Here is a 20,114-nt window from a genome sequence, read left to right on the forward strand (position 1 = left end):
CTTGATCCTCAAAACTTAATTAACAAAAAGGTTTTTAATAATTGCGTTGCTGCGTATATGCCAGTCTTGATGATCTTCACCGCCGGATTGCACGTGGCTGTGGAAATTAGGATAGGCAAACTTAATATCCATGTACTCTAGTGGGTAGTTCCATTCTGTAGGGATATTGAGAGCCCAAGGCATGCCATTTTGGTTGACAAAGTACTCGCCATTTCCGATTTCGCTGGCATCGTCACCACGTCCGAAAAAGTTATCTTGAAATGCTTCGGTTGGAGCCTGGTTTTTAAGATGTATCTCAAAGCGACGTCCAGGTGCTTCACCGAATAAGTAGTTACGAGTATATCCGGGGCTGGCAAATATAAAGGGATCAAAGGGGAAGTCGCCCAGTTGATCTACAGACACTCGTCCGGAAACAGGGATGGTCATAGAAAACCGCATTTGAATTTGCGATCCACAGCCTTTCTCAGTGCGATAGTATTTACAATCTTCGCCCGGTGTTGTGTAGTCGTGCATATCATTGGCAATGATAACAATGGCTTCATTTCTACCCTGTTCAAGGGGAGACACTTGTGCGACATCATTAATTTGATAATCAATATTTTCGCCGTCAATGTCATTGGCAAGTAGTCCAGGCAATCTAAATGCAAAGCCGTTGTGATAACTCGCACCGTGGGCGACGACTTCGCCTTCTATGGTAATTTCTTGGATATTTCCTGACAGCTCTTGTACCGATAAGCGGTATTGAATAACGACATCATTCATATCGTAATCGCCCATGAGTGGCCAGTTATCCTCAAAGACCAAGGTGGCAGAACTAAACTCTGATGGATAGTAACGGTAGCTGGCTTCTGTTGCTGTTACATCTATTTGGTAATCTTCTACTTCACCGTCTGGCGCTCCACCATCCGACGTGAGGGTTGGAATACTACTTAAGCGCACTCGAACCCAGGTTTGACCGCTTTGAGCATCGCTGGGTACGGTGTAATTAAGTAAGTTGCTACCAGATGAAACAGAAAGGCCTATGACGATCTGCTCGTCATCCTCGAATTCGCCATTTTGATTCCAGTCTGCCCATATATTCGCATAGCCACCGTTTTTGGATGTGCTTAACTCTAGCAACCCCGCGCTGCCCGCCATGGGCGTGTTGATAAATATTACGCCATCGTTATCCGCAGCTTGGCTGGTGTTAATTTCGGCATTGGGTTCATAGTTAACGCTGCTGCCAAGAAACAGTTCGCCATCTCCCATGTCATGACGCGCCCCGTTATTTTCAAGCAAACTTGCATAGCTGTCGGGTGCATTACCAAAATCAATGGTGGGTAATTCTTCAGAGACAATGGGTGCTAGGGCGCAGCGTGCTCCATCATTATTAGATGAGGCTGGGCCAGCAGCATAAAAGACAGCTTGCGGTGATGATGCTTCCACATCAATTTGGAAGACCTTGCCGTCATTATTGCGAGACATATAAAGGTAGCCATTCACATCGAAATAGGCGGCGCCAAAGGTGCCGGATTCGCCAACCGAGCCTAAATTAACTTTTTCACCGCTTAACTTGTCTATTTGCCACAAAACACCGTTTTTATCGACGGCATAAAGTAAGCCGTTATATGGGTGAAATGCCATATCAAATATACTTATGCCTAGCTTATTACCACTAACCACTTTTTCAAATTTGAGAAAGTCGTCTGCAGTGGGGTCTAAGCTAATTCGGTAAAGCCCTCCGGTGGTATTAGACTTATAAAGATAATAAGCGTTGTCATCAAGAGCGATGTCACCTACATAAAAGGATTTACCCTGCATATCTACGTTTATTTGTTCCAGCTGCATATCTGACGAAATTTTCACCAAGCTGCCCGTTTCGTAATTAAAAGCGTAGAGGTAGCTGTCGTGCGTACTAAAGGCTAGGGCGTTGTACTTGGCTGAGGTCCAAGGGCTTGGGTTAATTTTGCTACTATAACCGGTAGCTAGTTGGACGCTATAGAGTTGAGCTGTGCGGTCTTGCACCAAGAAGGCTTCACTGGGACATTGGGTAAATGGTGATGCATAACTGACTATAGATGCACTGCCAATTACGCAGCCAAGCAGGCTGCGTCGTAGTGTGTTGCTGGTAAAATTCCTTGTAGGCATTAGGTGCTCCTCGGTAGGCTCGGTGCCGTTTTGTGCTAATAATAAGCATGGAGTGGCAAAACTGATGCCAACAGGAAATGTCAATAAATTCAAAAGCTTATATTATTTAAGGTTGACCGGTTTTTATATCGATTTGCAAATTGCAAAGACATTTGCAGCAAGGAATTGGCGGGGGTAATTGACGGCGTAATGTTAAGGACGGTGTCAGGCCTAGCGGGGGCTTATCTATGAGTGCGTAAATTGTGGGTAGTGGTTTAATGTGGCGTCAAGAATACGGTTAAACATGACGTTATCGGAATGCCGTTGGAGGGTGATCTTTTTATAGCTATTAACAGCGTATTGAATCGCTTTAAACATCATTTGCTCGAGCAAGCTAGGCTTGAAGTAATGGCGTATAGGACCTGCACTATAATGACGAATGAAATCACGCAGAGTGATATCGTGATTATTGTTCCAGCGTGAATCAAGTAATTCGAACTCATCAAAACTGCGTAAAAAATGAATAACGTGACCGTTCTCACCCCAACCAACATTGTCGTCGTCGGGAATGGGGCGGTTCTTTTCAGCAATAATTGTATTTAACCACTCTAGGGCTGCTGGGCTGTTTTTGAATAAAAGCACGCCAGAGTTTATTCGGCCGGAATATCCATTTGCAGCGTAAATGGATTTATCATTTTTTAATAATTGACGAAAATCCGGAGCAAACTGACTGACTTCAGCGTCGGCATCGATAAACAGAACGTGTTGGTAGCCAGCAAGTAGCGCCGCGCGAATGAGATATAGTTTTAGCCAAGCTACTTCGCCGCCAAGGCGGCTTAGACTCGGGCGATGAACGGCCTCATATTCAATGCCCAAGCGAGCGGCATATTGTTGCTGTGATTTAAGGCATTGGCGATAACGCCAGTGATAACCGTTTAGCGCTAAACTAAATATCATGCTTTTCGACATATTACTTGCCCCTTACGATGGCTCAAGCAGTTTTGCATTACTGTTAATCGCGTTTTCTAGGCTACGCCGACCAATATCAATTGCCAGTTGTAACCAAAAGAAAATGCCAAGTAATTTCAAACTGTCTTCTAGCAGTATGAGTGACAATGCAAATTGATCAGAAAGTAAATCGATCAGTACAGAGGCAGCCCAGCAAAATATTGCAGGTAAAGCGAAGACGAAAGAACTTTGTATTGCACTGCGGAAAATTATTAAGGTCAAAATGATTATTTGCCCGATAGCAATCTGGATGACCCAGTCGGGTATATTAAAAACATGTGAGGATAGGGTTTCGTGTATTTGAAAGGCGTCATCTAAGAGAAGTAGGAATGAGCACACCGCAAGCCAAAATGCGGGGTTATTACGTTTGGATATACCCATGCGTTTACGAATGCTAACGGCAAAAAATAGAATGCCTGCTGCCATTGCAAACAAAATAATACCTAAAGTGGAAAGCGCGCCTGTTAACCATGTTCTCGAACTTGACATGCTGGCATCTTCGCTCAAGGTTTCAAAACTCAGCCCAGTGGCTTGACTAATGATAACCGCCACTAGAATAACCAGGACGCAGATAATTAATGGTCGTTGTAGTCGCTTGGTATTGTAGCTAGTCATATCAGAACGCCGACGAATAATTAATTTTTCATGTGCCATTGGCTTGTCCATGATTATCATAATATGGTGCCCTTATTGGTGATTTTAGGCCGCTATTGCCATGGCTCGACGTTCTAGCGCTTCGTATTGTGGCTTGGGCAAAATGGACAGTAGTAATGTGCAAGCTAAGGTTACGGCAGTGCGAGAAAAGTCGCGCAGTAAAATGCCACTGTCGGCTTTCAGTGCCAAAGCACTCAACATTTTTGCACTGCGAGCATCTCGAGACTGGATTGCTCTGCGCGCTAAATAGCGATATTGATATGCGCGAGCCAGTGCTTCCCATTTGGCGATAAACTCGGGATTAATACCTCTGTTATTTTCTACTGAACGCTCCCATGCCGCGAGTTGCTTAGGCCAGTTTGCAGAGAGTCCGCCGCCATTTACACGGTAGTAGGTGAGGACTTTATTAACACCTTCAAATTTCCACTCAGTTGATAATGTGATTCTCAGCCAGCATTCCACGTCTTCCGATTGGCGGAAGCTCTCGTCAAAATACATGGCATCGGTATGGCCTTGTTCGGGGCGGAAAAATTTGATGGCCTTTAATACTTCCCAACGAAGTACTGGTGCAGAGCCATTGCCAACAGGGTTGCGACAAAAAATCTCATCAGCTTCGATGTTGTCGTTTTTAGGGTATTGGCCAATACCCATATCGACGCCTTCTTCGTTGATAAATTGTGAACCACTATAACTAACACCAATACTTGGATTAGCGATTAAGTGTGAGATATGGGCGTCAATTTTTTCTGGAAACCAAATGTCATCGGCATCTAATAGGGCAACAAATTCACCGTTTGCATGGCGAATACCTGTATTTCGAGCACCGGCTAGTCCTCTATTAGCTTGCTTAACTAGCTTAATGCGCTCATCGTTGTATGACGAAACAATGTCTGCGCAGTTGTCTGGTGAACCATCGTCAACACAAATGATTTCCAAATTTTTATACGTTTGCGTTAGTACCGATTCCAAGCATGCTGGGAGGTACTTTGCCGCGTTGTACATAGGGATGACAACACTAACAAGTGGCAAGTTAGTAAGCTTATCTAGCTCGGTTTGAAGTTTATTGGCGAAATCGTTGTTGATAAAATCCATGTTCCTGTCCTCTTTGTTATTCGTTAGCGATTAATATGCACCAGCACCTAATAGCACCGCGGGAATGGTTTTTAATGTGATGGTGATGTCGGTAAGTAGATTGCGTTCGCGGATATAACGAAGGTCGAGATCAATTTGCTCAGCAAAGCTTAGGTCTGCGCGTCCTGAAACTTGCCAAAGGCCTGATATGCCAGGAAGAGCCTGTAGGCGGCGACGGTCGTAATCAGTGTATTGCTCAACCTCTGTGGTGAGCGCTGGACGCGGTCCGATTAATGACATCTCACCGCGCAGAACGTTAATTAACTGTGGAAGCTCATCAATAGATAGTTTGCGAATCAAATTGCCAACTTTGGTAACTCGTGGGTCATTGACGAACTTTTTGCAGACGCCATCACGGTCACTTTCCATGGCGGCAACTTTTTCGTGTAGAGCCTGATCAGTACTCATTGAGCGAAATTTGATCATGCCAAATAGTTGGCCATTTTTGCCTACACGTTGCTGCCGGAAAAATACGCCGCCACGGCTTTCCCAACTGATGGCAATGGCGGTTATTAGAAGTAATGGAGACAGTGCGATGATGAGCAGGAAGCTACCGGCAATGTCGTAAATTCTTTTGTATCCAGTACGGAAAACCCAAGTAGGGAGTGACGCCAAAGCGATCAGGAGTTTCACCGTGTTTTGTGGAAATATTGAAAAGTGTTTTTTAATTAGCAACATGGTTGAGCTCCATAAACAATGTGTTGGCAAGTCCGTTAACTTGCCTTTGTTGTTAATAGAGCAACCGCTGTGCCAGCGCGTTTTTATTTTATAAGTTGTTGATATTGAAGTATTTGTTTTTATTTTTGAGGTTTTCTTTTGATGTTCATAAGTACTTTGATTTGCAAATTGCAACGCATAAAACAAATTTTGTTTTTAAACTGCAAATTAACACCATAGAGGCTCAAAAAAGGCTAGATAAGGCGGAGTGCTGGGGCACCCGCCAGGGAAGTGTTCAAGAAGGGGTGATTTGTAAAACTGTAGAATGCTTAAAGTAGTTGCTAGGTAATTACACGCGCTAATTTTTGGTGATATGAAATAATAACGGTGATCAATGCTACTGCTGCTAGGGCGTAGAGAACGATCATGGTCATGGATACGGTGAGTGCCCCCCAAGGAGCTGCACAGGCAACGGCTAGGCAGAATAAGCCTGTAAAGACCGTGGCGAGCATATTTTCTTTCCGTAAGTCATCGCTGGCCCTAAAGAACATACTGCCAGATTCGAATATCATGCGAGGTAGTGCAGAAACGCATAGACAGCTTATAAGAATACTCGCATCGGCCCATTGTTGACCAAATAGAATTGGCACGTAAATGGGAGCAAGAGCGGCTTGAAGGAGAATGATAGGGGCGATAAAAGCCATGCCGGTTTTTAAAGCGCCAATATAGCCTTCGACAAGATTACCACCTGCACGCTGAATATCGCATAACTTAGGTAGGAGTGCGGTATTAAACCCTTGCGTTAATGATAGGCTTATCCCAAGGCCTGCGTTTCGTGCAAACGCATATAGACCAAATAGATCCGGGGTGAGTACGCGGCCAAGAATAAATAGATCGATTTGGTTGCGTCCATTTTTTAAGCACTCGGCTAAGAGTACGCCGCCGGAATAGCGACGCATTGCTTTCAGCTCTGCCACGGCAAATTGCCATGTAGGCTGCCAGTTCACACGGCGATTAATAATGATTACCCAGATTAATGCTGCCCCTATCTTTGGCCAAATTACGGACCAAACGCCGAATCCTGATATTGCCAGCCCAGCGGCAATAATATTATCTGCCGTTACCGTTAGCCCCATAATAAGCCCAGCCTCTTTCATGCGATTGCTGCGTTGCAGTAAATTGAACTGCACCATGGCAAAGGGGTAAATGAGATGAGTAAAGGCGAGGGTGCGTAGGAGATCGGTAAGTACTGGCGCATCGTAAAGTGTCGCTATATGTGGGGACAGCGAATATTGAAGGCCAAACATGACTAGCCCTAAGCTTAGATTTAACCAAAACACGGTAGTGCTAATAGTTGCTAGTTTAGAATCTTCAGCTTTCACAATGAGATTGCCAATACCGTTGCTGGCAAGAATTCGTATAATCTCTGCGCTAGCCACCGCAAGTGCTGCCACCCCATAGTCATTGAGGCTCAAGTAACGTGCCAGTATGAGTGTCGTCACTAGTCGAGAGACGCGAACCATCATTTCGCCGGCGGCAATCCAGCTCAGGTTTTTTATGAATCCTAGGTGTTCACTCATGGTGTGATTCCAATAATGGCTAACCGTTGTTACGGCTTGATGGACACTATAAAGCAATCATTGAGCCAGTGTTTTGTGTTTTTAAGTTATTGTTTTATAAGGTTTAATTAAATTTATAAATTTCCATTTTGGCAAAATAGGAAGAGGTTTTGCATTTTGCAATTCAAATTGCTTCTGAATGCCGTTTTACAACGCTTAAAAATCGCCGAAAGCGACGTTAATGATGCGTTTGGGTTTAAATGTTAGCGGTAAGTACTTGTAAAATCACTAATATTACTCGTTAGATATGGCCTGAGATACTAGACATTTGCGCTAACAGCTTTTATTCTTCGCCTTGCTTAAAATTATAACAATACGACGGGTGCTTCATTTACAAAGAACTGTGTTTCATCGTTGCCTTTGATTGATTGCACGTTTTACGTGGCAAGCTGGGCGGCATTGGTAATGCAAAAATAATAAGAAGAATTCTATGCTTCGATTGAGTGTGTCTAGGCGCAATTCACAAGGTTTTGCTGTGCAACGTTTGCTTGCGCTTTTGGCCGTAGTGTTAGCGCTTACGGTAATTGCCTTTTTATTATGGAAAACCCTAGGTAACCCGCTTGAAACGGGTTTGCATATTATACGTTTGGAGCAATTAGACGCGGCTGAAAATGCGGATGCTGAGCTCAATCAACAAATTGCTCGTGGACGATTGTCGCTGGACTCTGGCCTGCAACGGATTGAGCTAGCAAGAGATCGCTTTTCTGCAGCCAAAGAAGCTATAAGCCGTGGTCAAGCAAGTTTGCAGGGCTTGTCTCTACAGATTGATAGTGACTTAACGCAGTATGATAAAACCGCCGCTGACAAGTTAAGCCAATTAAATGAATATTCGGCAAAACTAGCGCGCTTGGCACAGCATTTTTCAATAATGCGTGTAGCCGGTATCTCAATGCTTAATGTGCCCGCGGTTAATCGTTCAGAAAGTTTACGCGAGAACTTGATGGCGTTATTACGGGAAGCTACGGCTTACGCAATTCAATCTACGCCTAGCAACGCCTACACCTTAGATGACTTGGCAAGGAATATTCGTGCTGCGGAAGATCAGCTGGATAGCGATAGTGAGCGCGGCGCACTGCGACATTTACTCTCCACCGTAGATGAATTGCGCAGTACAGCAGACCAATTACAAGCGCTAACCGTTCAGTTTGACACGATTGCCACTGGCACGGCCCTCTATAATCTGCGGGCTGGGTATGAGAAACATTTCAATAATCTGCAAGCCACGGCTAAAAGTTACCGGCAAACACTCGCGGTTTATGCAGTGGCGCTATTACTGGCCTTTGGTGTGATTGCCGTCCGTTTACGATCAAGTTTCTCTGCCTTGGATCGGCTTAATAGTGAGTTACAGGATGCGAATGTCAATTTAGAGAAAATTGTTGATAAGCGTACGCAGGCCCTTAGTAAGGCTTTAGATGATCTGAAAATGCAGCAAGGTCAGCTTATTCAGTCAGAAAAAATGGCCTCATTGGGGCAAATGGTCGCCGGTGTTGCGCACGAAATTAATACGCCTCTAGGTTACGCGTCTAGCAATGTAGAGATTGTACGAGAATCTTTGCAGGCTACAGACGAGGAGCTTGACGCCGAGAGTATCGCTGAGTTCGATATGTTGCTCGCCGATACTGAGTTTGGTTTAAAGCAGATTGCCGAGTTAGTGATGAGTCTGAAAGATTTTAGTCGCGTAGATCGATCACAATCACAGCTTTTTGATTTAAATGAGGGTGTTGATACCGCACTTAAAATTTGTAACAGCGAGCTTAAAGACCGAGTAAAGGTAACTCGAGCATTCGCCGAATTGCCGCAGATCAGCTGTGCGCCATCGCAATTAAATCAGGTATTTCTCAATCTTATTACCAATGCCGCGCAGGCTATGGACGGTGAAGGGCAGATTGTTATCCGTACAAGTTTAATCGATGACGAGGTCGAAGTGGCGATTAGTGATACCGGCAGCGGCATGGATGAAGAAACCCAAGCTCATATTTTTGAGCCATTTTTCACCACTAAGCCGATCGGCAAAGGGACGGGGCTAGGTTTGTCGATTGTATTTCGAATCATTGAAGATCACGGTGGATCAATACGGGTAGAGTCTGAGATAGGCAAAGGAACAGAATTTATTATTCGTTTACCAGTTGGCGGTAATAGCAGCAATGCAGACCGGCAATCGACACCAGATGTAGTTGTACTTGGAGATGCGTAAAGTATGAATACAAGCTTAGAGACTGGGGCAGAGCCGCAACGTGCTCGCATTTTGTTTGTTGATGACGAACCTCGAATTCTCATTGCCTTAAAGGCGCTCTTTCGGCGTGATTACGATGTAGTCACTGCAGCTTCAGGCGAGGCGGCACTTGAAATTTTGCGTGAAGGCGATGTCGACGTTGTGGTGAGTGATCAGCGAATGCCGGAAATGACCGGTGTTGAGGTGCTTCGAAAAGCTAAAGATCTTCGCCCTCGTGCTATCCGAGTTTTGCTAACTGGATATTCAGACCTGAGTGCTATTTTGGCAGCGATAAATGAGGGTGAAATATTCAGGTTTATTAACAAACCTTGGTCCAATGTTGACTTGCGCTCAACCATTGCAGCGGCAGTAAAGGCTTCTACTGTTGATTATGTTAAAGCGCCGGAGGCACCCGAAGAGGATTTAACTGAGCGCGTTCATATTCCCGGTGTTGATGATGTTGGCACCTTGATATTGGACGATGACGAAGCAACAAGAAGCACCTTACAGCGAGTTTTAGGGCGTGAGCGGTCAGTTTATTGTGCCTCAAACTTAGATGAGGCCCTCAACCTGCTTGAGCGGCATAAAATGGGTGTTATTGTCACCGAGGTTAGCGTTGGCGGGGAGCCAGTGACTGAATTACTGACTGCACTTCGGCAGCATTACCCTAGTTTAGTCGCAATAGTTTTAACATCGCAGTCAGATGCCGAGCAGGGCATTGATCTTATTAATAGAGGACAAATCTATCGTTTTTTGAGTAAGCCCATTAGTGAAGGTTTATTGCGTGGCAGTGTGAATTTAGCAATGCGTCGATTTGAAATTTTGCAAAAACACCCAGCACAAACTTTACGCATTGCCGCAGAGGCCACGCCGCCACCGCCTCCGGAGTCAGATCGTCGTGGCGTGTTTCAACGAATTGGTCGTTTGTTTGGATTGACGGCATGAGTAATCAAGGGATCACGGCATGAGCAATACTATGAGTACGCCAGATCAAAAGCAGGGTTTAGGGCAGTCTGCTGAATCCGTGATAGCCATTGCCTTGTTATGTGTATGTGCTGCGGCAGGTATAGCGGCGTGGTTGTTGTCGGGGAAGGAGGCAACAATAACCCTATCTGAGCAAGGTGAGTTGGCAAAGGTGACGGCAGTTCAGGCTGAGGAGCAGATACTTACAGAAGAGCAGGCGGTGTTAGCTGAGTGGCAGGCACGGTTAGATGGTGAATTTAGCCAGCGTGAGCAAAATATGCGGCAACAAGCCCAATTAGTGACGATGCAACAGCAATCAGAAGCGCTTGCTATGGCGCAAGCGTCAGCAGAGGCCGCCGCTAGGGCGGCAGAGGTGGCTGAAGCTCGGGCACGGAACGCAGAACAACAGCGACAATTAGCACTGGCAAAGATTGAAGAGAAGGCTTTGGCTGCAAATACTTCAGCGGTGGATTCTAAGACTAAGTCCGGAGCTGCTGATCTGGCCGTCGAAGATAGGGTGCCGGCAAGTATTGATTGGAATAGTTGCGCACGACCTGAATACCCAGAGGAGTCGGTTCGATTTGGTCAGCAAGGCACGGTGACAATGGCGTTTACGGTTGATGCTAATGGTCAGCCTAGCGAGGGCAAGATCGTGGAAACAAGTGGTACGCGCCGCCTTGATTATCGCGCGTTATCAGCTTTGTCACGGTGTAAATTTGAACCAGAAAGAGTGAATGGCAATGCGATTAGCTCATTGGCGCAAGTGCGATTTACATGGAAGCTTACCCGTTAAGTAAAAGAGGGTGGTGCTTCACTACCAGTTCTCGGGCGTTTGGTTTTTTAAGCGATACGCAAAGGCAATAATTTCGGCGACAGCGATGTAAAGCTCTCTTGGTATTTCGTTGTCGAGTTCTACCCGTGTAAGTAACTGTAGTAATTCACTATTCTGGTAAATGGGGATGTCATATTCTGTGCCTATCTCCAAGATTTGTCTGGCGGTTTCTCCTTCCCCTTTAGCGCTCACCACGGGGGCCTTGTGCCCGTCATAATGCAGTGATACGGCAATTTCTCCTGGCGACTTATTCATGCTTGGGTATCCAATAATGAATGGGCATATATCTCTGAGGTATTTACCGTGATGTTTTCACTGCGGCATTGGATATTTTCGGTAGTGATGCCCTGATCACTAAGGCTTTGTATTAATTGATGACATTGAGATTCTATTAGGGACGATGTTGCCTTTTTCTCAGCACTAAACTGAATGTTGATATCAGGGTTTTGACTAACTTTTGCACGAATTGGACCTAAGCCGGGAAGATCAAAGCTGAGTGTGATTGTCCATTTATGTTGTTGGCTATCGGCTGTGGGGGAAGTTTGTGGGGACTGTTCATTGGCGTCCTCACGATTGAATTTCTGTAGGTGTAGTTGCCAAACATCAATATCATCATTATCGCGCACCGGTATTTCAACCATATACTGACTTTGTGATTTGTCACTTTGTTGTAAGTGGAGTAATTGGTGCGATTCTTGGCGGGCAATGCTGCCACGTACATCGCGCAATAGCTGTTGTAGTACCTCAAGCTCAGTATCTGATGGGGTTAGTGTTGCTGCTTGGCGGCTTTGTGGAATCAGCTCGCCTGGTAGAGACGTGCTGCTGGGCTTGGTCGTTGTTTGGGGATAGGCCGCAGCACCAAGATTACTGGTGATACTTGGGGTGTTGGCAAGGTTGCTGCGGGATAAAGGTGAATATTCACGAGGCAAGGGCGTTTCTTTCCCTGTTTTGATGCTCGCTTGGTTTAAGTCATTTAAGCGATGACTGATATCCTGGCTTAATTTGAGCAGTGCGCGCTTAAGATCCTTTGGGGGGATTTCTCCCTTGGCTATTTGACTCTCCAGGAAAAGGCCACTTTGTAATATTGCCTGGCGTAAGCCAGCGGGGTCAGAGGTTTGGGATTTTCCAGCTATAGCGCTGATAAAGTCCCTAGCAAGTTCTGTGATATTTGATTGTTGGGGCATCTTAGCCAATTTGTTGAGGTTGGCTAAAAGCTGGCCAACACTCTGTTGTTGGGGCAGTGCGGCGCGCAGCTGGTCGTTAATTGGCTTGCTGCTAGGAGAAAGTATTTGGAGTTGAGGTCGGTGTTTATGGTCCTTACCCGTTACTTGAAGTAAGAGTTTTTCTCCGTGACGCAGGGCAGTTTGGCTTTCAGCCATCATCCTTAAGTTACCTGAGGCAAGTTCGTAGAGGTGGTCGGCGCGCTGGCCAGCAACGACTGCTGCGAGTACACGGCCTATAGCCAATACGGGTGCGGGCCCCGCTGGCCGATTGACGGCAGCAGGTTGGGTGGCAAAGCTTGGATTGATAATAACCATACTTAACAATGCTTCTGCAGATTTTTTGGGTGGATATAGTCTTACATTCTATCGGTAAATAATCGCGTCACTTGAGAACTTTTCAATTATATATCGTGCACGATATATTTGCACACGACATAAATTTTTGTTTTAATGATGTTTAGTGAGCAAATATATTTGATGACATCAAAATACCCAGAGGATTTATTATGACTAACTTGTATGATTTTGAGATTTCTAACCTTCAAGGCAAACCCTTGGATTTATCAGCCTATAAAGGAAAAGTTGTACTGGTTGTTAACACCGCGAGTAAATGTGGTCTGACGCCGCAGTATGAGGGCTTGCAAGCCCTCTACGATCAGTATCAAGATAAGGGCTTGGTGATCTTGGGTGCGCCTTGTAATCAGTTTGCAAATCAGGAGCCGGGCGACGCAAAAACAATTGAGGGGAGCTGCTTAATGAATTATGGAGTGAGTTTTCCTATTACAGAAAAAATTGATGTAAATGGAAAGAATGCTCACCCTTTATTTGCGTATTTGAAAAAAGCGGCACCTGGCACCTTAAGTAATGCTGTTAAGTGGAATTTCACAAAATTTTTGATTGGTAAAGACGGTGTCGCTGTAAAGCGTTTTGCGCCCACAGCAAAGCCGGAAAGCCTCGTTGCAGATATTGAGGCGGCACTGGCTGTATGAGTGTTGAAGGTCTAAGTGAATTGCCGCCTCAGCTTGAGCTCGATAATCAGTTATGTTTTCCCTTGTACGCCGCATCGAGACTGATTACGCGCTTGTATCAAGAAAAGTTAGCAGCATTAGATTTAACCTACCCCCAATATATTGTCATGATGATTTTATGGGAGAGGGCACCGTGCGCCATTAAAGTGGTGAGTGAGCGGGCCTTATTGAATACCAATACGTTAACGCCCTTGTTAAAACGATTGGAGTCCTTGGGGTTTGTCATTCGCCAGCGCTCAGTTGATGATGAGCGCGTGGTTATGCTGCATTTAACCGATAAGGGAAAAAAATTACAGCGTGACTGCGAATGTGTTCCTGAGGCTTTGTTGAGTAAGTTAGATGTAGAGACTGATGAATTAATCCAGCTTAAAGAAATTATGAGCCGTTTGTTACCCGCCTTAAGTCGGGCCGCAGAGCTGAAATGACGTCGAACTTTGATTTTGTTCCTCATAAAAAAACGGGCCCATAAGAGCCCGTTTTTTTTATCTTGATGTTGCAATAAGGTGTTAGCTGAATGCTTTAATGATGTTGCCCAGCATTTCTTTTGCGTCACCAAATAACATCCGCGTGTTCTCTTTAAAGAACAGTGGGTTGTCGATGCCGGCAAACCCTGAAGCCATAGAGCGCTTCATAACAAACACATTACGGGCCATATCGACGTTGATGACCGGCATGCCGTAAATTGGGCTACCTTCCATTTCACGTGCAGCAGGGTTAACGACGTCGTTGGCGCCGATAACAATCGCCACGTCGAAGGTTTCCATGCGCGGGTTGACTGCATCCATTTCTAGTAGCAGGTCATAAGACACGTCAGCTTCTGCAAGCAATACGTTCATGTGACCAGGCATACGACCAGCAACGGGGTGAATAGCGTAAACGACTTCTGCGCCATTCTTTTCAAGTAGCTCTTGGAGCTCTTTGACAACGTGCTGTGCTTGCGCCACAGCCATACCGTATCCAGGAACAATAACAACACTCGCTGCCGCTTCCAGAACGTAGTAGGCATCTTCCGCCGTCATAGGTTTGGCTTCGCCTTCGATCTTGGCAGCAGTGCCGCCCGTTGCAACTGCGCTGAAGCCGCTGAACAATACATTGCTGAGTGAGCGGTTCATTGCCTTACACATGATTTGAGTAAGGATAATACCGCTGGCGCCAACCAGTGCACCGGCTACGATCAATATAATGTTGTTGATTGCCAAACCCGCTGCGCAAGCTGCTAGGCCTGAATAGCTGTTTAACAAGGAGATAACAACAGGCATATCTGCGCCGCCGATGGGGATGACCAGCATGATGCCAAGCAGCAGTGCCAAGCCAATTACCACGTACAGGTAGATATGGGCTTCTGGGTAAACGGTGAACATAACTGACGCTGCAATAATGGCGGCGATCAGTAAAATGTTAAACACGCGCTGGCCACCAAAGACCATGGGTTTACCAGAGATGCGCTCGCTGAGCTTGCCCCAAGCAACCATACTGCCCGAGAACGTCACACCACCGATGAGAATTGACAGGATGATGGTGATCATTTCAAAGGTGTTAGCTTCAAAGCCATAAAGCGCTGCCCAGCCTACTAATAAGCTAGCTACGCCACCAAAGCCGTTGAATAGAGCAACCATTTCAGGCATGCCAGTCATTTCAACTCGGCGTGCAATGGTGGCACCAATTAGACCGCCGACGATAATACCGGCAATGATCCATTTGTAATCAATAATACTTTGGTCAAGTAGGGTAATAACGACCGCAATAAACATACCCAGCGCAGAGACCAAGTTGCCTTTGCGGGCAGTGGCTGGTGAGCCCAGCATTTTAAGACCAAAAATAAATAGGACGGCCGCTGCCACATAAGACAGATTAACCAGTAATTCGATGCCCATTACTTAGAGCCTCCTTTTTTCTTGAACATGGCTAGCATACGGTCAGTAACCATATAGCCACCAATCACGTTGATGGTTGCCATGGCAACGGCTGCGGTGCCAAGAATTGTGGCTAGAACAGTGTGTTCTGCGCCGGCCGAAGTGAGTGCGCCAACCAAGGTAATACCCGAGATCGCGTTAGAACCGGACATCAATGGCGTGTGTAGCGTAGCGGGGACTTTGTTAATCAGCTCAAAGCCTAAAAATATAGACAGCATTAAGATGAAAGCCAGAAAGACTATTTCCATCATCTTCTCCTAGTTAATCAGGTTTTTAATGGTTTCGTTAACGATCTCGCCGCCGTGAGTAATGACACAGCCCTGCAAAATATCGTTTTCCATGTCGATAACCATTTTCTTGTCATCGCCGTTCCAGCCTTCATCAACAAGATTGAAAAGGTTGGCTGAGTACATTTGGCTAGCGTCACGGCTAACAAAATTAGACCAGTTGCCATCACCAATAATAGTGACGCCATCAACAACGACGGTTTCGCCAGCAACAGAACCTTCGACATTGCCGCCGCTTTCAGCAGCCATATCGACAATTACTGAGCCAGGTTTCATGCCTTTAATCATGTCGCTGGTAACCAGAACGGGGGGTTTACGGCCAAAAAGCTGTGCCGTGGTAATGACAATGTCAGATTCGGCAATTTGCTTCTTCTGACCTTCTAGCTGTAACTTCATTTGCTCTTCGGTGAGTGCAACCGCGTAGCCATCTTTAGTTTGGCCGGTTTCACCTAGATCGATTTCTAAGAACTTGCCGCCTAGAGAGCGAACTTGCTCGGCAACCACTGAGCGCGTGTCGAAAGCAACAACCTTGGCACCAAGGCGTTTGGCAGTTGCAATGGCCTGAAGGCCAGCAACACCGGCGCCGATGATAAAGGCCGTAGACGGTTTCAATGTTCCGGCAGGGGTCATCATCATCGGTAAAATGCGGGGCAGTTTGGTGGTGGCAAGTAATACCATGACATAACCAGCCAAGCTCGCCTGTGAGCTTAATGCATCCATTTTTTGTGAACGGGTGCTGCGGGGAATCATTTCCATACTGATCGCGCTAACACCCTGATCACGGAAGGCCTTAATAAGATCATGTTCATTAAATGGATCAAGATAGCTGACATGAATACAGCCAGACTTCATCTGTCCAATTTCGTCTAAGGTGGGCTTGCTGATACGTAAAATAATGTCAGCACTGGCTAAAACAGTATTGCGATCTGCAATAACCGAAGCGCCAGCCTCGCTGTATTCCTCATCGCTAAAGCCGCTGCCTAAGCCCAAGCCTGCTTCGATTTGAATCGTTGCACCGGCCCTGATTAGCTTTTTGGCATCTGTCGGAATGATCGCGACACGGTTTTCACCGCTGGCGAGTTCTTTGGGGATTCCTATGAGCATCTTTGTAGATCCGTTGTGGTTAACAATTTTATTTGTGAATAAACGGCGTAGGATATTACAACTGGCTCAAAGAAGCGATAAAAGTGTGGATTAACAAAGTAGTCACTGAAAACAAAATCCCCCATAAATTAAGGTGATAGCGACATATATCCTACTAATAGTGAGTGAGATAATCGTGGTTTTAGGCAGTTTTACTTATGGTGAGTGATCTCTATGGCGCATTACACTGCGGAGGAGAATAGAAATACACTGTACTCTAAATGAGGTGTAGGGGCTTGAGTTCAGCTAGTGGAATAACTAATTTTTTAGAGACGATCGCTCAATAATGACCGCACGCGTAATTCCGATGATATTCCTGTTGGCGATGTCGTACTTTGTCCTTGGTAAAACGGCATTGTTACTTGCCATTCCTCCTGGCTACGCTACTGCAATTTGGCCTTCGGCTGGTATCGCCTTGGCTGCAATAATGCTGAAAGGTTATCGTCTATGGCCTGGTGTTTTATTGGGCTCCTTTCTTGTCAATGTTTATGCTCTACCCGACTTTTCTCAGCCTTTATTAGACTTGGTTTCTAGCTTTGTTGTCCCTCTAGTGATTGGCGCTGGGGCGGCATTACAGGCTGTAGTCGGGACATGGTTGGTGCGCCGCTATATTGGCTATCAGCTTAGGCTTGATAGCGTTAGTGAAGTGCTGCGTTTTATCGTATTTGCCTGTGGTTTAAGTTGTGTTGTTAGTGCGAGCGTTGGAACCATCACCCTCTTGGTGACGGGTATCGTGTCTGCCGAGAATTTTATATTTCACTGGCTGACGTGGTGGGTTGGCGATGGTCTAGGTGTGATGATCGCCACAATTTTGGCTTTTGTTTATTTTGGCCAGCCAGAAGATGTGTGGCGCAGTCGGCGGCGCATTTTGCCGATGATACTTATTGGTGTTTCTTTAATTGTGATGTCCTTGTTTTTTCTCGGCAGCCGCTGGGAATTGTCACGTCAGCAAGATGAATTTCACAGTTACAGTGATGAGACCTTAAGTCGGGCTCAGGTCATTGTTGATACTTATATTGAAAATTTATATGCCCTACGGGCGTTAATGGAAGTATCGGATCATGTTTCTGCTGCGGAATTTAAATTTTTTGTCGGCGGTTTTCTAGAGCGTAATAGTGGTTTTCAGGCAGTGACTTGGACGCCTTTGGTCAGGGATGTAGATCGCGCTGACCTTGAGTTGGAAATGAGTGCGGAAAACGGTCGAGATGTGCATATTACTCGACGTGACCAAAGTAATAAGCTGCTTCCGCAAAGCAAGCAAAGTGAATATATGATGGTTCGGTATATTGAACCGCTGCAGGGCAACGTCGCTGCCTTGGGATACGATATAAGCTCTAATAGCTTTGCGCGGGCCGCCTTTACTCGGGCAGTCATGTCGGGTCGGCCAGAAGGCACTGATGTGATTCGCTTAATACAGGAGCAAGAAGCCGGGTACGGGTTTGTTGTGTATTTGGCAGTGAAATCGACTGACCCAAGCGTTAAAAGTGACAGCTTAAGAGGGTTTGTATCCGGCGTTTTTCGTATTCCTGACTTGATGGCGGTATTGTTGCCGCCGGCATATTTGGGAGATATAACTGCGACGGTCTCAACCGAGAGGGGAGGGGTAATTTATTCAACGCAAAAAGATACTTCCGATTCCCGGGTGTTTGCTGGTAATGGTGTTCTGCATTTTGGCGGCGTTGATTTTTTGATTGAATTAGAGGCGGGGCAACGCTTTTTAGCTGGCTCTAGATCAATTACGCCCTGGGGAATGCTGGTGGCAGGGCTATTGTTTACCGGCTTATTGGGTATGACATTTCTAGTTTTAACTGGGCAGAAGCACAGCTCAGAGATGGCGGGGCAAGAGTTAAAGGCAATGTTGGCACAACTTCGCGAGACTCAAGATCACCTAGTTGAGTCAGAAAAAATGGCGTCGTTGGGGGGCTTGGTAGCGGGTTTTGCACACGAACTTAATACCCCGCTTGGTATTGCAATTACGGCGGAATCTACACTTCAGGATGATATTGCTAAATTAACTGCGTCGCTGGAAAGTTCTGCCAATATGGAGACCAGTAGCGTCTTGGCACGGATGCGAGAAGCATCGCAAATTGTTTTGGCGAATGTGCAGCGTGCAGGAGGCTTGATCGTTAGCTTTAAGCAAGTGTCAGTTGATCAGGCGACGACAGAAACCAGATCGATCAATCTGTATGAGTATTTAACCGATGTCTTAATGCACTTGTCACCCAATTACCGGCGCAGTGGCCATGAGGTGGTTCTTGATTGCCCAGCAGATATTAGTATCCGAACGGTTCCTGGTGGAATTGCACAGGTGGTCATCAATTTATTGAATAACAGTTTGATTCATGCCTTTCCCCATAGTGAAAAGGGCCATATTCATTTAAGTGTGACTCGTCAGCAAGACAATGTTGTCATTAGATTTAGTGATGATGGTATTGGCATTTCTGAGTTAAATCAAAAGAAAGTGTTTGAGCCATTTTATACGACACGGCGCGGTAGTGGTGGCACCGGCTTGGGTTTACATGTGGTCTACAATATTGTTAATCGTCAATTAAAAGGGCGTATTTCTATTGTGAATCAGGCCGTGTCAGGAACAAGTTTTGAGATTGTCTTGCCGATGGCTATCAATCAACTTGATGAGCATGCAGGATCAATATCGTAGCGCTGTTAAGCAGTTTGTGCGGATAAATCAAAGTTTAACTTGGTTTTATACCTTCAAATAATAAATCCAAGGAAGCGGCAACATATTCTACTGATAAGCCGGTAGGTGTGGTGTTCAAGTGATGCTGGAATATACCCAGAATATGCGCACGGATATGGATTGCTAAACATTGAGGGTTAATGTCTTTTTTTACCAATCCGGCTTTTTGAGCTTTGCTAAAAAATCGTTGCAGGCGGTCGAGGGCGAGCTCTCGATCTTGATCTATCCGTGCATTCAATGATTCTGACTCGTTACATAATGCGTAACGGAAAACAAACCGTGTGATTTGTTCTAATGCGGGGAGTTGGTTGGTGCGTATGAATGCCTCAATGATCACGTCTCTGAGCATGTCGAGAGACTGTATTTCGCTGTCTTGACGGTTACTTAATGCTTCTAGAGCTGCGTCGGTGGGCGCGCCGACCCTGTCCATCATCGCTTCTATTAACGCTTCCTTATCTTTGAAGTGCCAGTATATAGCGCCTCGCGTGACACCTGCTGCGGAAGCAACGTCAGTAAGGCGGGTTCGTGTGATGCCTTTTTGCGCAAATATTTCGCCAGCGGCATCAAGAATGCTTGATCGTGTCTGTTCCGAATCCGCTTTACATCGTTTCATGTTTCTAGCCTAGAGATTGTTATGATT

The 20,114-nt window shown here is 45.8% G+C and carries 18 protein-coding genes; 6 read left to right on the forward strand and 12 right to left on the reverse strand.

The window, feature by feature from the left end:
• Positions 1–15: 15 nt before the first annotated feature.
• From AELLOGFF_RS05885 to AELLOGFF_RS05910, 6 genes are all read right to left on the reverse strand, one after another.
• Positions 16–2,127, reverse strand: coding sequence for an LruC domain-containing protein (locus tag AELLOGFF_RS05885; RefSeq protein ID WP_159267798.1), 2,112 nt, complete (start codon positions 2,125–2,127; stop codon positions 16–18).
• A 225-nt stretch (positions 2,128–2,352) separates the two neighbouring features.
• Positions 2,353–3,075 (reverse strand): hypothetical protein, encoded by a 723-nt coding sequence (locus AELLOGFF_RS05890; RefSeq protein WP_159267799.1) that lies wholly within the window; start codon positions 3,073–3,075, stop codon positions 2,353–2,355.
• Between the two features lie 12 nt (positions 3,076–3,087).
• Entirely contained in the window at positions 3,088–3,768 is a 681-nt protein-coding gene (locus AELLOGFF_RS05895) for a hypothetical protein (RefSeq protein ID WP_159267800.1), read from the reverse strand.
• Between the two features lie 45 nt (positions 3,769–3,813).
• Complete coding sequence (locus AELLOGFF_RS05900; RefSeq protein ID WP_159267801.1) at positions 3,814–4,860, reverse strand: glycosyltransferase family 2 protein; 1,047 nt, start codon at positions 4,858–4,860, stop codon at positions 3,814–3,816.
• Between the two features lie 30 nt (positions 4,861–4,890).
• On the reverse strand, positions 4,891–5,577 hold the full coding sequence (locus AELLOGFF_RS05905) for a sugar transferase (protein ID WP_159267802.1): 687 nt from the start codon (positions 5,575–5,577) through the stop codon (positions 4,891–4,893).
• Positions 5,578–5,897: 320 nt separating this feature from the next.
• On the reverse strand, positions 5,898–7,136 hold the full coding sequence (locus AELLOGFF_RS05910) for an oligosaccharide flippase family protein (protein ID WP_159267803.1): 1,239 nt from the start codon (positions 7,134–7,136) through the stop codon (positions 5,898–5,900).
• A 469-nt stretch (positions 7,137–7,605) separates the two neighbouring features.
• Here AELLOGFF_RS05910 and AELLOGFF_RS05915 point away from each other — a divergent pair, with 469 nt between their 5' ends.
• The 3 genes from AELLOGFF_RS05915 to AELLOGFF_RS05925 are packed head-to-tail and all read left to right on the forward strand — an operon-like array spanning position 7,606 to position 11,143.
• Entirely contained in the window at positions 7,606–9,369 is a 1,764-nt protein-coding gene (locus AELLOGFF_RS05915) for an ATP-binding protein (protein WP_159267804.1), read from the forward strand.
• Between the two features lie 3 nt (positions 9,370–9,372).
• Positions 9,373–10,332: a response regulator gene (locus tag AELLOGFF_RS05920; RefSeq protein WP_159267805.1), complete on the forward strand. Its 960-nt coding sequence runs from the start codon at positions 9,373–9,375 to the stop codon at positions 10,330–10,332.
• 19 nt (positions 10,333–10,351) lie between these two features.
• On the forward strand, positions 10,352–11,143 hold the full coding sequence (locus tag AELLOGFF_RS05925) for an energy transducer TonB (RefSeq protein ID WP_159267806.1): 792 nt from the start codon (positions 10,352–10,354) through the stop codon (positions 11,141–11,143).
• Between the two features lie 21 nt (positions 11,144–11,164).
• Here the strand turns inward: AELLOGFF_RS05925 and AELLOGFF_RS05930 are convergent, their stop codons facing one another.
• Positions 11,165–11,437 carry an EscU/YscU/HrcU family type III secretion system export apparatus switch protein gene (locus AELLOGFF_RS05930; RefSeq protein ID WP_159267807.1) on the reverse strand — a complete coding sequence of 91 codons (273 nt, stop codon included), beginning with the start codon at positions 11,435–11,437 and terminating at the stop codon, positions 11,165–11,167.
• A complete protein-coding gene (locus tag AELLOGFF_RS05935) occupies positions 11,434–12,720 on the reverse strand; it encodes a flagellar hook-length control protein FliK (RefSeq protein ID WP_159267808.1) in 1,287 nt (428 codons plus the stop codon). Before AELLOGFF_RS05935 ends, AELLOGFF_RS05930 begins: the two co-directional genes overlap by 4 nt.
• Before the next feature lie 191 nt (positions 12,721–12,911).
• Here AELLOGFF_RS05935 and AELLOGFF_RS05940 point away from each other — a divergent pair, with 191 nt between their 5' ends.
• Positions 12,912–13,394 carry a glutathione peroxidase gene (locus AELLOGFF_RS05940; protein ID WP_159267809.1) on the forward strand — a complete coding sequence of 161 codons (483 nt, stop codon included), beginning with the start codon at positions 12,912–12,914 and terminating at the stop codon, positions 13,392–13,394.
• On the forward strand, positions 13,391–13,858 hold the full coding sequence (locus tag AELLOGFF_RS05945) for a MarR family winged helix-turn-helix transcriptional regulator (RefSeq protein WP_159267810.1): 468 nt from the start codon (positions 13,391–13,393) through the stop codon (positions 13,856–13,858). Before AELLOGFF_RS05940 ends, AELLOGFF_RS05945 begins: the two co-directional genes overlap by 4 nt.
• Before the next feature lie 81 nt (positions 13,859–13,939).
• Here the strand turns inward: AELLOGFF_RS05945 and AELLOGFF_RS05950 are convergent, their stop codons facing one another.
• From AELLOGFF_RS05950 to AELLOGFF_RS05960, 3 genes are read right to left on the reverse strand one after another with little or no spacing between them, the layout of a single operon-like run.
• Complete coding sequence (locus AELLOGFF_RS05950; protein ID WP_159267811.1) at positions 13,940–15,307, reverse strand: NAD(P)(+) transhydrogenase (Re/Si-specific) subunit beta; 1,368 nt, start codon at positions 15,305–15,307, stop codon at positions 13,940–13,942.
• Positions 15,307–15,594 carry an NAD(P) transhydrogenase subunit alpha gene (locus tag AELLOGFF_RS05955; RefSeq protein WP_159269296.1) on the reverse strand — a complete coding sequence of 96 codons (288 nt, stop codon included), beginning with the start codon at positions 15,592–15,594 and terminating at the stop codon, positions 15,307–15,309. The genes AELLOGFF_RS05950 and AELLOGFF_RS05955 overlap by 1 nt, the downstream gene beginning before the upstream one ends.
• A 9-nt stretch (positions 15,595–15,603) precedes the next feature.
• Positions 15,604–16,737 carry an NAD(P) transhydrogenase subunit alpha gene (locus tag AELLOGFF_RS05960; RefSeq protein WP_159267812.1) on the reverse strand — a complete coding sequence of 378 codons (1,134 nt, stop codon included), beginning with the start codon at positions 16,735–16,737 and terminating at the stop codon, positions 15,604–15,606.
• A 325-nt stretch (positions 16,738–17,062) separates the two neighbouring features.
• Between AELLOGFF_RS05960 and AELLOGFF_RS05965 the strand changes: the two genes are divergently transcribed.
• Positions 17,063–19,435, forward strand: coding sequence for a CHASE domain-containing protein (locus AELLOGFF_RS05965; RefSeq protein WP_159267813.1), 2,373 nt, complete (start codon positions 17,063–17,065; stop codon positions 19,433–19,435).
• A 34-nt stretch (positions 19,436–19,469) separates the two neighbouring features.
• Here AELLOGFF_RS05965 and AELLOGFF_RS05970 read toward each other — a convergent pair whose 3' ends face one another.
• Entirely contained in the window at positions 19,470–20,087 is a 618-nt protein-coding gene (locus AELLOGFF_RS05970; protein WP_159267814.1) for a TetR/AcrR family transcriptional regulator, read from the reverse strand.
• Between the last annotated feature and the right edge of the window lie 27 nt (positions 20,088–20,114).

Origin of the sequence: Zhongshania aliphaticivorans (genome assembly GCF_902705875.1) — a bacterium.
In the GTDB taxonomy this organism is placed as follows: domain Bacteria; phylum Pseudomonadota; class Gammaproteobacteria; order Pseudomonadales; family Spongiibacteraceae; genus Spongiibacter; species Spongiibacter aliphaticivorans_A.

Coding starts and splice junctions, on each gene's coding strand:
- AELLOGFF_RS05885 (WP_159267798.1), bottom strand. CDS start 2,127: ATGCCTACAAGGAATTTTACCAGCAACACACTACGACGCAGCCTGCTT.
- AELLOGFF_RS05890 (WP_159267799.1), bottom strand. CDS start 3,075: ATGTCGAAAAGCATGATATTTAGTTTAGCGCTAAACGGTTATCACTGG.
- AELLOGFF_RS05895 (WP_159267800.1), bottom strand. CDS start 3,768: ATGGCACATGAAAAATTAATTATTCGTCGGCGTTCTGATATGACTAGC.
- AELLOGFF_RS05900 (WP_159267801.1), bottom strand. CDS start 4,860: ATGGATTTTATCAACAACGATTTCGCCAATAAACTTCAAACCGAGCTA.
- AELLOGFF_RS05905 (WP_159267802.1), bottom strand. CDS start 5,577: ATGTTGCTAATTAAAAAACACTTTTCAATATTTCCACAAAACACGGTG.
- AELLOGFF_RS05910 (WP_159267803.1), bottom strand. CDS start 7,136: ATGAGTGAACACCTAGGATTCATAAAAAACCTGAGCTGGATTGCCGCC.
- AELLOGFF_RS05915 (WP_159267804.1), top strand. CDS start 7,606: ATGCTTCGATTGAGTGTGTCTAGGCGCAATTCACAAGGTTTTGCTGTG.
- AELLOGFF_RS05920 (WP_159267805.1), top strand. CDS start 9,373: ATGAATACAAGCTTAGAGACTGGGGCAGAGCCGCAACGTGCTCGCATT.
- AELLOGFF_RS05925 (WP_159267806.1), top strand. CDS start 10,352: ATGAGCAATACTATGAGTACGCCAGATCAAAAGCAGGGTTTAGGGCAG.
- AELLOGFF_RS05930 (WP_159267807.1), bottom strand. CDS start 11,437: ATGAATAAGTCGCCAGGAGAAATTGCCGTATCACTGCATTATGACGGG.
- AELLOGFF_RS05935 (WP_159267808.1), bottom strand. CDS start 12,720: ATGGTTATTATCAATCCAAGCTTTGCCACCCAACCTGCTGCCGTCAAT.
- AELLOGFF_RS05940 (WP_159267809.1), top strand. CDS start 12,912: ATGACTAACTTGTATGATTTTGAGATTTCTAACCTTCAAGGCAAACCC.
- AELLOGFF_RS05945 (WP_159267810.1), top strand. CDS start 13,391: ATGAGTGTTGAAGGTCTAAGTGAATTGCCGCCTCAGCTTGAGCTCGAT.
- AELLOGFF_RS05950 (WP_159267811.1), bottom strand. CDS start 15,307: ATGGGCATCGAATTACTGGTTAATCTGTCTTATGTGGCAGCGGCCGTC.
- AELLOGFF_RS05955 (WP_159269296.1), bottom strand. CDS start 15,594: ATGGAAATAGTCTTTCTGGCTTTCATCTTAATGCTGTCTATATTTTTA.
- AELLOGFF_RS05960 (WP_159267812.1), bottom strand. CDS start 16,737: ATGCTCATAGGAATCCCCAAAGAACTCGCCAGCGGTGAAAACCGTGTC.
- AELLOGFF_RS05965 (WP_159267813.1), top strand. CDS start 17,063: ATGACCGCACGCGTAATTCCGATGATATTCCTGTTGGCGATGTCGTAC.
- AELLOGFF_RS05970 (WP_159267814.1), bottom strand. CDS start 20,087: ATGAAACGATGTAAAGCGGATTCGGAACAGACACGATCAAGCATTCTT.